The sequence below is a fragment of the bacterium genome, from assembly GCA_036382775.1.
Lineage (GTDB): Bacteria > Hydrothermota > Tepidihabitantia > SM23-42 > JAOAFX01 > DASVHD01.
This window is the reverse complement of record DASVHD010000029.1, coordinates 205198-218294: the sequence shown is the minus strand read 5'-3', so window position 1 is coordinate 218294 and position 13097 is coordinate 205198. Positions and strand designations below refer to the sequence as shown.

At 48.5% G+C, this 13097-nt stretch carries 9 protein-coding genes and 2 rRNA genes; 4 read left to right on the top strand and 7 right to left on the bottom strand.

The window, feature by feature from the left end:
- The first annotated feature begins 217 nt into the window (after positions 1-217).
- Positions 218-787, top strand: a complete 570-nt coding sequence (locus VF399_06230) for a manganese efflux pump MntP family protein (protein HEX7319934.1) — start codon at positions 218-220, stop codon at positions 785-787.
- A 43-nt stretch (positions 788-830) separates the two neighbouring features.
- Positions 831-2567 carry a metallophosphoesterase gene (locus VF399_06225; protein ID HEX7319933.1) on the top strand — a complete coding sequence of 579 codons (1737 nt, stop codon included), beginning with the start codon at positions 831-833 and terminating at the stop codon, positions 2565-2567.
- Positions 2568-2635: 68 nt separating this feature from the next.
- Here VF399_06225 and VF399_06220 read toward each other — a convergent pair whose 3' ends face one another.
- Positions 2636-3718: a DUF3298 domain-containing protein gene (locus VF399_06220; protein ID HEX7319932.1), complete on the bottom strand. Its 1083-nt coding sequence runs from the start codon at positions 3716-3718 to the stop codon at positions 2636-2638.
- Between the two features lie 136 nt (positions 3719-3854).
- Here VF399_06220 and VF399_06215 point away from each other — a divergent pair, with 136 nt between their 5' ends.
- On the top strand, positions 3855-5306 hold the full coding sequence (locus VF399_06215; GenBank protein ID HEX7319931.1) for a hypothetical protein: 1452 nt from the start codon (positions 3855-3857) through the stop codon (positions 5304-5306).
- A gap of 65 nt (positions 5307-5371) precedes the next feature.
- Positions 5372-5758, top strand: coding sequence for a hypothetical protein (locus VF399_06210; protein ID HEX7319930.1), 387 nt, complete (start codon positions 5372-5374; stop codon positions 5756-5758).
- A 13-nt stretch (positions 5759-5771) separates the two neighbouring features.
- Here VF399_06210 and VF399_06205 read toward each other — a convergent pair whose 3' ends face one another.
- The 6 genes from VF399_06205 to dnaA all read right to left on the bottom strand — a co-directional run bounded on the left by VF399_06205 (position 5772) and on the right by dnaA (position 13046).
- Positions 5772-6239 carry a GAF domain-containing protein gene (locus tag VF399_06205; GenBank protein HEX7319929.1) on the bottom strand — a complete coding sequence of 156 codons (468 nt, stop codon included), beginning with the start codon at positions 6237-6239 and terminating at the stop codon, positions 5772-5774.
- Positions 6240-6400: 161 nt separating this feature from the next.
- A 5S ribosomal RNA gene (gene rrf / locus VF399_06200) occupies positions 6401-6517 on the bottom strand.
- Positions 6518-6631: 114 nt separating this feature from the next.
- A 23S ribosomal RNA gene (locus VF399_06195) occupies positions 6632-9659 on the bottom strand.
- Positions 9660-9922: 263 nt separating this feature from the next.
- On the bottom strand, positions 9923-10447 hold the full coding sequence (locus tag VF399_06190) for a hypothetical protein (GenBank protein HEX7319928.1): 525 nt from the start codon (positions 10445-10447) through the stop codon (positions 9923-9925).
- On the bottom strand, positions 10440-11534 hold the full coding sequence (gene dnaN, locus VF399_06185; GenBank protein ID HEX7319927.1) for a DNA polymerase III subunit beta: 1095 nt from the start codon (positions 11532-11534) through the stop codon (positions 10440-10442). Before dnaN ends, VF399_06190 begins: the two co-directional genes overlap by 8 nt.
- Positions 11535-11726: 192 nt before the next feature.
- Positions 11727-13046, bottom strand: a complete 1320-nt coding sequence (gene dnaA, locus VF399_06180) for a chromosomal replication initiator protein DnaA (GenBank protein ID HEX7319926.1) — start codon at positions 13044-13046, stop codon at positions 11727-11729.
- Positions 13047-13097: the final 51 nt, after the last annotated feature.

Here is a 13097-nt window from a genome sequence, read left to right as displayed (position 1 = left end):
CTGTCAACCGTATTTATCGCTGATTTTTTCCATTTAATAAAATCCCCCTCCCTCGATGGCAACATAAAAGACTAAATCCTCACCTTATTCCTCTCCCTTAAAAAGGGAGAGGGTAGGGGTGAGGGATAACTGGTGTCCCTTAAGGGAGAGGGGATAAAAGGGAGGGTGAAACAACTAATTGATTTTTGGCCGATATTGGTTATAGTTTAAACATCCCATGGATATCATATCGATCCTGCTTATTGCCGTTGGCCTCTCCATGGATGCGTTCGCGGTTTCCATCGCGAACGGCATGGCCGGTAAAAAAATGACCGCAAAAATAGATACCGCCCTTATTATGGGCCTGTTTTTTGGCGGCTTTCAGATATTTATGCCCATCGTCGGCTGGCTCGCCGGCATGAGCCTGCGTCAAATCATCTCCGGCATCGACCACTGGGTCGCATTATTGTTATTGGTCGCGATTGGCGGAAAAATGATCTATGAGTCATTTGAATCCCATGATGAAAAAAAGGAAACGGGCGCTTCGACTCTCAGTTTTGCCACGCTATTCGTCCTTGCGATTGCTACCAGCATAGACGCTTTGGCAGTAGGGCTGAGTCTTTCGTTCCTCAATATTTCGATCTGGCTGCCGGTGATCATCATTGGATTGATAACCTTTACATTCTCCTTTATCGGCGTTCATATCGGCAAAAAAGTCGGTCATTTGTTCGGGAACCGCGTCGAGTTTATCGGCGGGTTGATATTGATCGGCATTGGCATTAAAATACTGATCGAACATTTGAAGTAATAACTCAGTCTAACGGTAGTAAAAAAGAAAAAAAGGAGGAAAAATGCTAAAATATTTCGTCGCATCAATAATCTTTATCAGCACGCGCCTGACTGGCGCTGATCTCAGGTTCGCGGTCATCGGCGACCGTGCAGGGAGCCACACGGACAGCGTCTTTGAAGAAATAATCGGAGAGGTCAAGCTCCTTACACCTGACTTTGTCCTCAATGTCGGGGATCTCATCGAGGGTTATGAAACCGATACCATGATCACAAAAGCGCAATGGGAGGGGATCCTGAATACCATCAGAATTCTTCCCTGTCCCTTTCATTTTGTTCCCGGGAACCATGATATCGAAAGCGAGATCGACACGGGCATTTTCGAAAAAGTCAGTGGAACAAAGCATTACTACTCGTTTGACGTTCAGAACAGCCATTTCATCATCCTTGATAATACATCATTATATTGGCAAACCGAAGGCGGACTTGACAGTGCCCAGTTCGCCTGGCTGACAACTGACCTGGAAACATCAAAAAGCAAAGATAATAGCTTTGCCTTTTTCCACATCCCGACCTGGTCTGACAGCTGGAATAATGCCCAGGCTGATACCGTGGAAGCATTACTCGAGCGGTACGGTGTAAAAGCGGTATTTACCGGTCATCACCATACGTACACATATTTTGAGAAGAACGGCACAAAATATGTCACGCTCAGCAGTTCTGGCGGCGGGCTTGATGATATGGATATCGGGAAAGGAAATTTATTCAGCTACCTGCTGGTGACGGTCCGCGGTAAAGAAGCTGACATCGCAGTAATGAAAAAAGGATCGGTTCTGGAACCTGACTTTTTTACCCTGGAGGATAATACCCTGGTCCTGAAGATCTTCAAGGAGGCGTTCACGTTCTCGCCCTGCCTGGTCCGGGACGAAACCGGGAAAACCGCGCAAGTTTTCAAGGTCACGGTAAAGAATTTCGGTCCGGATTCAATAAAACAGACTATCAAATGGAAATATAACCACAAAAAGTATTCGATCAAACCCTCTGCCGCGCCGCTCGCGATGGCCAGCGGCGAAGCAAAAGACGTGAGTTTTGAACTCGCGGTCTTCAATGGTTCGAACATATACCCTCTTCCTCAATTGACCATGGTCTATCCGTACAAGCACGAAAAAGCCTGCACTGTAAGGATAAATGCCGGCATGATCAAAAGGATCGCGCCGGTGATGAGGATACAAAAGCCGGTGGTCCTTGATGGTATCCTCAATGACGCGGCCTGGACAAAGATAAAACCGATCACTGACCTGACCAGCAGTCAGTACGGTTCATCGGGCTCGGCAATTGATGAAACCCAGTATTATCTCGCGCATGACGCTGATAACCTCTACATGGCAATACGCTGTTTTGACAAAGACCTCGGTAAGCTAAAAGCGCTGGCAACAGAGCACGATGGCGCCACGTACTCGGATGACAACATCTGGTTCTTCCTGGACAGTGATTATGATAAGGAAACATATTACCAGGCGATCATCAACAGCAACGGCGCGGTGTATGACCGCCGGTGCAGCCTAAAGGATGGGGTCAGTACGAAAGACCTTGAATGGAACGGTCCTTGGGAAATAAGATCCGGTAAAGAACCCAACGCCTGGACATTGGAGATCAAAATACCTAAAAAAGGGCTCGCGCCGTTCAATGAAAAACAATGGGGTTTCGCGTTCCGGCGCCTGCAGCCCAGGTTGGGAGATGCAGGCTGGCAGATCCCGTTTGGCCACGATCCGTCGAATTTTGGGATAATAGAGTTTAAATAGTCAGAACAACCAATCTCCGTAGTGGTCGAGCTTGCTCGATATTTATAGACGCAGAGTAACCTCTGCCACTACTTTATGAAAATATCAACAACCGACCCAGATTGGATAAGGTTTTTAATCTTCGAATACGGAATAAAAAATTCGATCGTCCCGGCCGCGTAAGGAGCGATCTCGTAAGGATTAAACAGGAACAGCAGGCCACCCGGGGTGATCAGGAAATTATCCGGCACCGCGAATTTCCCCGGTTCCAGCCAGAATCCAGCGTTTTCATAAGTATTCTTTTCATCAATATTATATGTTTTCTTGAACTGCTCCTCGGCCGCGCGGTTGAGTTCGGTCTCATAACCATTTGTTAATATATCTGCTGGAGATATCAGGGTGCCATTGCCGGTATTTATGTTTGTATAGGCGACCGAATGGTTGGGGTGGGCGCCGCCGCTGTACTCCTTGAGATAACTCTTAATGCCCAGGATGTTGTTGTCATTAAACGCGATCGATATCTGTTCCAGGTAATACCAGTCGCTCGACGCCTCTTCATTCTCTGTATACATATTCTTCAGGTCGCTGGTGATCGAACTCAGGTTCTGCTCCAGAGCCGCTTCCGGGCTGATGCCGTTTCTTATCAGATTGTGGATTCTTCTCAAGGTAAGCTGGCTTTCAACGCCGGTGATCACGGGGTATTCCAGTGTCACGGTGGCTTTGTTCCTGTAAACATCGTTTTCTTTGTGCAGACGCTTCATTTCTGCCTTGACGCTGCCTGAAGGATATGTCTCGGTCAATTTAAACGCCGCTTTCGCAGTGCCGCTCGGCGTGTTCCACACGCCTTCGATCGTCGAGGCATTGGTATACTCGCCCTCAAAAAGACCGGTCAATTTGGCGGTCATGTATTCTGAAAGGTTTGCCTTGCCGGATCTATCAAAAGAACCTTTGATCGAGATCAGTATCCCCCTGTCCTTATAAAAATAATAACCGTCCGCGGCCTCGTCGCGCTTGTGCAAATTCATCACGATGTTTAGTTGCTTTTTTCCGACCGTAATCGTCCCTTCGTACCTTGCGTAGAAAACGTCCGGCAGCACGGTCCTGTTTGATCCCTGGATCGGGACGGCGAGACTGCAGAAAATCATTACTCCAATAGCTTGCCGGTATTTCATAGATTTTTCATCCTCTGCTATGCAATGCTAATATAGAAAAAAACCCTTCAATGTCAATAGGGGGTTGACAACCAGGTAGATTTGCAGTATATAATGATACAAGATCAATGTATTGAACATATAAAGGGGAATGATTTTGATAAAATCTCGAGATCGCACGGCTTTCTTCAAACCAATGCTTTTTATCTGCGCTTTTGCCGTTACCTTTTCAAGCTGCAAAAAAAACGATCCGCCTGATATTCCATCAACACCGTCAGGTTTGGTTGGCGGCGACATTGGTAATTACTATTTTACCTCTTCAGCAACAGATCCAGACTCTGACAGCGTGTCGATCCAGTTCGATTGGGGCGACGGCGAAATATCCAACTGGAGCCTGTTTGCGGGCTCGGGTGATTCAGTTATCATGCAGCACAGTTATATTGATACTGGCATATACCCCATCCGCGCGAAGGCAAAGGATATTAACGAAGCGGAGTCAGACTGGTCGGGCGAGCACGTATTAAACATAAGTCGAAACGTATTATGGGCTAAGACTTACGGCGGCGCTAAAGATGATTTTGCTAATTGCGTTCAGATAACGACTGACGGTTATTACGTTATTGCCGGATACACAACTTCGTACGGCGCGGGCGGCGAAGACATGTACCTGCTCAAAGTAGATCAATCAGGCAATGTCATATGGGAAAAGACCTTTGGCAGCGGCGACGACGACCGCGCGTACGGCATCGCATTGACCCAGGACGGCGGTTACATCATCGTCGGCGGTACTTATTCGTTCGGTTCCGGCGACCAGGATGTTTATCTGGTCAAAACCGACGGTTCGGGTAATCAAATATGGGGACAAACTTACGGCGGCACAGCCGATGATATGGGATACTCTGTCGTTGCAGCGACCGATGGCGGTTACGTCATTGCCGGCGTCAGCTTGTCGTTCGGGAACAGCCAGCAATTTTACCTTATTAAAACCAACACGACCGGCGATACGGTCTGGACAAGGACTTATGGAGGAACTCTCTTGGAGTGCGCGTACTCCCTAGATAAAACATCTGACGACGGGTATATCATCACCGGTTATACGACATCTTTCGGCGCGGGCGGCGGCGATGTGTATCTTGTCAAAACAAATGCTAACGGTGACACCCTGTGGACGAGAACGATCGGGACCACGGCCTGGGACCGTGGCAATTCGGTTGAGCAGACTTCGGACGGTGGTTATATCATCGGCGCAGGCAATGGTAATGTGTACTTGATCAAAACCAACGCAAGTGGTCAGGTTTCATGGGAAAAATTTTTCGGGAATTTCAGCGGAAATCATGACGATTACGGATATTCGGCGATCCAGACCCTGGACGGCGGATATGCCATCGCCGGCAAAACCTGGTCGACCGTGGGAACCTACTCAGACGCTTATGTTGTCAAGACCGACGCCGGCGGCACCATGGAATGGCAATGGGTGAGCAATGGATTTCACATTGACGGCGGCAATTCGATCAAACAGAACGGCGATGGCACTTACATAATAGCCGGTTTTTGGCACATGGTCAGCACGGGCTGGTATGATGTTTACCTTGTCAAAATGAAACCATGAAAATGAAGATGATAGAAAGACGCAACTCTTTTGCATGCTTGCTATTATTAATACCGTTGATAATCATGGTTTGGCTGAATCCTGGCTGTAAGGATCCCAATGATTATCAGCCGCCTGAAGACACTCTGGCAAATCCACCCGATCCGCCCGTTCTTTTCCACCCCATGGATGATACTTTTTTCTACAAGTATGGCATCCCGTATCCTTTGTATGTTAATATGGAATGGTCATATATAGACGAAACAGAATTTTATTTATTGCAAGTGGCTGGCCGGCTCGACAGCCTTTTCAGTGATGTCGATCCGATTGAAGTTTATACCAATACCTATGCCCTGCGCATAGATTCTAACGATTATTATTACTGGCGCGTCTGCGCATACAGCCCTAACTGGAAATGGTACACAAACTGGTCTCCAACGTGGAGCTTCATGACCCGTTATTTTAAGCCGTAGTCAGCAGGTCGGTTTAAAATATCTTTTTTAATTCCCCGCAGATCTTTTCCAGATAAAGCTTGTCCTCTTGGGTGAACGGGTTGGCGGTATGCGAATCGATGTCGAGCTCGCCGGCTATTTTCTCGCCCTTGAATATCGGCACGACGATCTCGGCTTTCACTTTTATGCTGCATGACAGGTAATTTGTTTCCTTGGAAACGTCCTGCACCACGAATGTTTCCTTGCGCTCGGCGGCCTGGCCGCAGATCCCCTGGCCAAACGCGATCTTAACATGCTCGGTCGGCGCGCCCAGATAAGGTCCAAGCATTAAATTCTTCCCGGTCTCGTCGGTGAGGTAGAATCCGACCCAGTTATAATAGGGGAGACCGCCGTAAAGCAGCTGGCACACAGCATTGAGTTTTTCATCCCGGGAGTCATTGCCGGCCGTGACATCTTTGATCTTTGCCAAGATCGTTTCAAACTTTTCCTTTTTTTCGATCATAAACACCTCCTAACAAAAAGCAAGGCTAAGCCTTGCTTTTAATATCTTATCACCGTAATCATTCTTTATATCGCGGCACCGACGTTTGCGTCCCGTTCTGCATTCTAGAATTCTAAAAAATAACGGGGTAATCATTTTGCGCCTTAGGCGCAAAAAGAAAAACCCGGCAGCGACCTACTCTCCCGTACCGTTACCAGCACAGTACCATTGGCCCTGATGGGCTTAACTTCTCTGTTCGGAATGGGAAGAGGTGTGACCCCATCGGTAATGCCACCGGGAATTCTTCAACTTAGTTACTAGTAATCTAGTTACTATGTAATTATGTTCCCTTTTTTCCATTAATTACACAATTACCAATAACACAATAATGTTGAGAAAAAGATGGCGGAAGGAAGTTCAAGTCTCTCGACTGATTAGTACCACTCGGCTCCATGCATTACTGCACTTCCACCTGTGGCCTATCAAACTCCTAATCTCGGAGTAGTCTTATGGCCAATCAGAGGTTGCCCTCTGATTGAACGGGAGACCTTGTCTTGAGGGGGGTTTCCCACTTAGTTGCTTTCAGCGGTTATCCCTTCCGAACATGGCTACCGAGCAATGCCGTTGGCACGACAACTCGTGAACCAGAGGTCCGTCCATCCTGGTCCTCTCGTACTAAGGACAGCTCCTCTCAAGTCTCCTACGCCCATAATGGATAGAGTCCGAACTGTCTCACGACGTTCTGAACCCAGCTCACGTACCGCTTTAACGGGCGAACAGACCGACCCTTGGGACCTTGTCCAGCCCCAGGATGCGATGAGCCGACATCGAGGTGCCAAACCGGGCCGTCGATGTGAACTCTTGGGCCCGATCAGCCTGTTATCCCCGGAGTACCTTTTATCCGCTGAGCGATGGCCTTTCCACACAGAACCACCGGATCATTAGGCCCGCGTTTCCGCTCTGATCGGCTTGTCAGCCTCACAGTCAGGCTCCCTTTTGCCCTTACACTCAACGTCCGATTACCGACCGGACTGAGGGAACCTTTGGGCACCTCCGTTACATTTTGGGAGGCGACCGCCCCAGTCAAACTGCCCGCCTGCCAATGTCTTCCGCCGTACAAGGGCGAAATTAGAACCTCCGACAAAACAAGGGTGGTATTTCACTGTTGGCTCTGCCCTAGCTAGCGCCAGAGCTTCGAAGCCTCCCACCTATGCTACACATGTTCCGCAAAGATTCAATAGCAAGTTACAGTAAAGGTTCACGGGGTCTTTTTGTCCAATTATGGGTAGGCGGCATCTTCACCGCCACTACAATTTCGCCGAGCTCCTTGTTGAGACAGCGCTCCAGTCGTTACATCATTCGTGCAGGACGGAACTTACCCGCCAAGGAATTTCGCTACCTTAGGACCGTTAGAGTTACGGCCGCCGTTTACCAGGGCTTCAGTCGGGAGCTTCACCTGTATTGCTACAAATTGACCCCCTTCTTTAACCTTCTGGCACCGGGCAGATGTCAGTCCCTATACTTCGACTTGCGTCTTAGCAGAGACCTGTGTTTTTGTTAAACAGTCGCTAGAGCCCTTTCACTGCGACCCGTTGTTCAACACAACGGGTACCCCTTCTTCCGAAGTTACGGGGTTAGATTGCCGAGTTCCTTAACAAGGATTCACTCGAGCACCTTAGGATATTCACCTCGCCCACGTGTGTTCGTTTCCGGTACGGTCATCCAAGATTTCTCACATAGAGGCTTTTCTCGGCTGGTCTTCAAGGTGAGTTTGTGGCCTTTTGGGCCTTCCCATCATGCCCCAAGATTAAGAGACACCGGATTTGCCAGGCATCTCACTTGAGGCATTTAGATCCTGTATTCCAACACAGGACTCACCTTTACAACCAGCGTTCCCCCTTAGTTGATAACGAAACCTCAGATGGTAGCCGAATATTAACGGCTTTTCCATCACCTACGCCTTTCGGCCTCAGCTAAGGTACCGACTAACCCTGGGAGGATTAACCTTCCCCAGGAACCCTTGGGCTTACGGTGTCCAGGTTTTTCACCTGGATTATCGCTACTCATGCCGGCATGATCACTTCCAGTTCGTCGACCCCGTCTCGCGACAGAGCTTCAACCTACAATGGAACGCTCCTCTACCACTCTGCGTCTACGGATAGACGCAGAATCCGCAGCTTCGGTGATTGATTTGAGCCCCGATATATTTTCGGCGCAAGATAACTCGGCTGGTGAGCTGTTACGCACTCTTTAAATGATGGCTGCCTCTGAGCCAACATCCCAGGTGTCTGAGTCACCTTACATCCTTTCCCACTTAACCAATTCTTAGGGACCTTAGCTGACGGTCTGGGTTATTCCCCTTTCGGCGATGAATCTTATCACCCACCGCCTCTTTCCTGGACTAAAAAGTAGTAGCATTCGGAGTTTAATTAGATTCAAACCCCGAAGGGTTCTCTTCTATTCAGTGCTCTACAACTACTACTGAACATCCAAGACTGCCCCTAGAGACATTTCGAGGAGAACCAGCTATCACCCGGTTTGGTTAGCCTTTCACTCCGACCCACAGTTCATCCGAGACTATTTCAACAGTCACCAGTTCGGACCTCCATTCCGTGTCACCGGAATTTCATCCTGACCATGGGTAGCTCACCGGGTTTCGGGTACTATCCTAACCTACTGAATCGCCCTATTTGGACTCGGTTTCCCTACGTCTGCTCCAGCTACTTCCGTAGCGGAATTAGACTTGCAGGTTAGGGTAACTCGCCGGCTCATTATGCAAAAGGCACGCAGTCATTCAACGGTCCCGCCCGATTGCTCAGGCGGGCGTCAAACTCCTGCTGATTGTAAGCGCATGGTTTCAGGTTCTATTTCACTCCCCGCCAGGGGTTCTTTTCACCTTTCCCTTACGGTACTTGTTCACTATCGGTCATCTGGTCATATTTAGCCTTACCCAGTGGTTTGGGCAGATTCTTACAAGATAACCTATCTCGCAATACTTGGGTATCCAGCCAATGAAGATCTCTTGGATTTCGCCTACCGGACTATCACCGCCTGTGGTTCTCCTTTCCAGGAGGATTCAACTATCCAGAGATTTTGTAACTTCACAGACTTCATGGCAATCGGCCTGAGCTGGACCCCACAACACCGACTGTACAACGCTTGCCAGCTTATACATACAGTTCGGTTTGGGCTACTCCAATTTCGCTCGCCACTACTTTCGGAATATTTTTTCCTCGGGGTACTGAGATGTTTCACTTCCCCCGGTTAGCTTCCCGCTGTTGCCAGCAGGATTTCCCGCGTTTCCACGGGAAGGGTTGCCCCATTCGGGTATCGCCGGATCAAAGGTTGTTCGCACCTCTCCGACGCTTAACGCAGCCTACCACGCCCTTCATCGCTTCCAGATGCCAAGGCATCCTCACATGCGCTCTTAGTAACTTGAACCTTAAGACCCTTCCGCCAATTGTATAAATTTTCAAAGATCAATTATCAATTGCCAAGCCAAAGAAAAACAATTACCTTTAGCTCTATATTATATAAAAAAAGCATCAATTGTCAAGGGTGTATCTGACAATCGCGTAAGACTAGAAGTATACATATTTTTAAAACAATGTCAATAGTCCCGTTTTTCTTACAATTCTCTTATGTATAAACAGGACGCAAAAGTCAGCGCCTTAATTATTAGATTGTCTGCGCCTTATATTTGTTTATCGGTGCCCGCCGAAGTAGAATCTGAAGCCAAGCCCGCCCATGAAATCAAAATCGGTCGAGGGGATTATATCAACCACCGGATATATTTCGAGGAATATGCCGAACCGGTTGATCGCGTATTCGAGCCCGCCGCCCAGCCTGACGCCGACGTGCAGTTTAGTATCATTGGCTGGTTCTGGTTCTTCCTCGATGGTCAGCCTTCCGCCCACGCCCAGATAGGGTGTCAAACCCCTTAACTCATGGGCCGTGCCCTCAAACTCATCGGTCCATCGCATGGTCTGCGGGAACAGGAATTGATAATCGCACGAAGCGGCAAAATGAACGTCGCCGACCAATCCCCATCCGGCATTTATTGCTATCGCCGAGGTATGAGCGAATACGTACTTGAATGTGAACCCCGTGGGCGAACCAAGGATAATACCGAGGCTCGGCCCATAGTTCTGCCCGGGCAAAAGACCGGGTACCAGGCACAAAATGAGTGCCGAACCAATGATCAGGTGTGTCCATATTCTGCTATTCATAGCTGTCGATCCTTAGTGGCATCAATAAATACAGCATATTTTCATCGTCTTTCGGCCGCACCACCGCGGCGGTTGACGCAGAAGTAAGCTGGAATACGACGTCGTTCGCGGTAATATGCCGGAAGATTTCGAGCACGTAGTTCGCGTTGAACCAGATGCCGGTCTTTTCGCCTTCGAACTGGCACGGCACCTGCTCGCGGCCTTCGCCGCTGTCCGGCGAGGAAGCATACAGCAGGATCGTATTTTCCGCAAAATCGAATTTCACGTTCTTGATATTGGAGCTGGCCACGACGGCCATGCGCTTAAGCGCGCCTTCGAGGATCCCTTTTTCGATCGTGCACTTCGCGGCAAACGTCTTCGGGATCACGCCTTCATAGTTCGGATAAGGACCTTCTATGAGCCTTGCGATGATGGTCGTGTTGAGATATTTCACGCCCATCATCCTTTCTTCCATGAACAGGTCGATCTTTTCCTCAGTCCGGTCAAGGTCCAACAAATCGAATATTTTCGGCCCCGCGATCAATTCGCCGACCGGCGCTCTCATTTCTTTTTTGCACATGGCAAGTCTTGCGCCGTCGGTCGTCACGACCCGCATTTCATTGTCCTTTGACTGGATCAGGATCCCGTTCATGGGCCGGCGGCTGATATCCTTGGAAACCATAAAAATCGTCGAATCGACCATCTGTCCCAGATCGCCGACGGTCATCTGCAACCATATTTTTTCAGGGAACTTCGGCACCTCTGGGAATTCCTGGGAGTCAAGCGCCGGAATATTATAGTGAGCGCCGCCGGTAACGATCTGAAGGTTGAGTTCCTTTAATTTAAACGCCATATCATCGGCATTTGCTTCGCGCGCTATTTCCAGGATCTTCTTGCCGGGTAAAAGTACTTTGCCTTCGGTCTTTACGTCCGCAGGAATAATTTTTTTGACAAAAACATCGAGGTCAGTTCCTTCGATCGAAAGTGCCTTGTCTTTCGCTGCGATAATGATGTTCTGCAAGACCGTGTACGTGCTTTTAGGCGGGATCAATCTAACAATGCTGTTTAAATTTTTTTCCAGGAGATCTCGTTTAATTTTGAATTCCATTAATCCTCCTTACAATAATAATAATAATTTATTAAATATAACATATTGATGTTGTTGTATCCTTTAAACTGTTGAAAAGATGGTTTGTGCGCGGAAAACCAGTTTAAGTCGGCAAACGCCGTGTTGATATTATTGTTCATAATACGTACATTGTTGTTGATAAAGGACACTTCTGCAGCTACTAACATATTCTCAACCGTTTATCCGGCTAGTTATACGCTCGAGCTTTTGATTGAATTCGGGATCTTTTATTTTGAGCTGGTCGATCTTAGCTATGGCGTAGATGACCGTGCTGTGATCTTTGCCGCTGAAAAAATCACCGATCTCGGTCAGCGAAAGATTCAGCATGTTCCTAATAAGATACATTGCGACCTGGCGGGCGAGCGCGAGTTTCTCCGTCCGCTTCTGGCCCTTGATGTCTTCCTCTGAAAAACCAAATTCAATGCTGACTTTCTTCAGTACGATGTCCTTCGTGATCTTTTCCGACGCACCCAGCAGGTCTTTCAATACTTCTTCGGCTAGTTCCTCGGTGACTTCATGTCCGGATAGCGACGAAAGCGCTAACAGCCGTATCAAACATCCTTCAAGCTCGCGGATATTCGACTTCACGCGGGCCGCGATATAGTATGCCACGTTGGTGGGCAGTTTCACGTTCTCGGTTTCAGCCTTCTTTTGCAGGATCGCGATCCTGGTTTCCAGGTCCGGAGGCTGAAGGTCAACGACCAGTCCTCCCTGGAACCGCGATGTCAGTCGTTCTTCCAGGGTCTGGATGTCCTTGGGCGGCCGGTCTGAAGTTATGACGATCTGTTTTTCCTGTGTATACAGACTGTCAAAAGTGTGAAAGATCTCTTCCTGAAGCCGTTCCTTGCCATAAAGAAACTGAATATCATCGATCAGCAGGAGGTCCTTGTTGCGGTATTTCTTTTTAAATGTCATCTGCTGGGTTTTCTGAATAGCCTCGATGAGTTCGTTCATAATCGTCTCGGCCTGCGTATAATAGATCTTTATCGTTTTGTTCTGACGGCAAACAAAGTTACCGATCGCCTGCATTAAATGGGTTTTACCCAACCCGACTCCGCCGTACAGGAATAACGGGTTATACGCCTGCCCGGGAGCCTCGGCCACGGCCAGCGCCGCCGCGTGAGCGAACTCATTATTCTTGCCGACAATGAAATTTTCGAAAGAGTAGCGGTCCTGGAGCTTTGTGCCGTCCTGCGACAGGATCAGCCGCTTTCTTTTCTTGACCGGACGGTCGCCCTGCTGCTTCAGCGCCTTGAACGCCAGGCGCAGCTTGCGGTCTTCGATCTGTCCTACCGCTTCTTCAAGAATCCGGTAGTAGTGTTCCTCGATCCAGTCGATGTAAAAACTGTTCGGGAACTCAACGAGCAGCACATCGTCCTTCAATTCCACGCCCTTGCTGTCGCCGAACCACGTGGTGAACGACTGGGCCGGTATTCTTTCCTTAATGTAAGTTAAAATATTTTCCCAAGTGTTTTTTGCTAGATCGCTCATGTCCTTTTTTCCACAACAATCCACAAAGTTATCAACATTTTTTTACTTAAA

Excerpts from the sequence above, each read along its gene's own strand:
- VF399_06230 (HEX7319934.1), top strand. The coding sequence starts at position 218 with ATGGATATCATATCGATCCTGCTTATTGCCGTTGGCCTCTCCATGGAT.
- VF399_06225 (HEX7319933.1), top strand. The coding sequence starts at position 831 with ATGCTAAAATATTTCGTCGCATCAATAATCTTTATCAGCACGCGCCTG.
- VF399_06220 (HEX7319932.1), bottom strand. The coding sequence starts at position 3,718 with ATGAAATACCGGCAAGCTATTGGAGTAATGATTTTCTGCAGTCTCGCC.
- VF399_06210 (HEX7319930.1), top strand. The coding sequence starts at position 5,372 with ATGGTTTGGCTGAATCCTGGCTGTAAGGATCCCAATGATTATCAGCCG.
- VF399_06205 (HEX7319929.1), bottom strand. The coding sequence starts at position 6,239 with ATGATCGAAAAAAAGGAAAAGTTTGAAACGATCTTGGCAAAGATCAAA.
- VF399_06190 (HEX7319928.1), bottom strand. The coding sequence starts at position 10,447 with ATGAATAGCAGAATATGGACACACCTGATCATTGGTTCGGCACTCATT.
- dnaN (HEX7319927.1), bottom strand. The coding sequence starts at position 11,534 with ATGGAATTCAAAATTAAACGAGATCTCCTGGAAAAAAATTTAAACAGC.
- dnaA (HEX7319926.1), bottom strand. The coding sequence starts at position 13,046 with ATGAGCGATCTAGCAAAAAACACTTGGGAAAATATTTTAACTTACATT.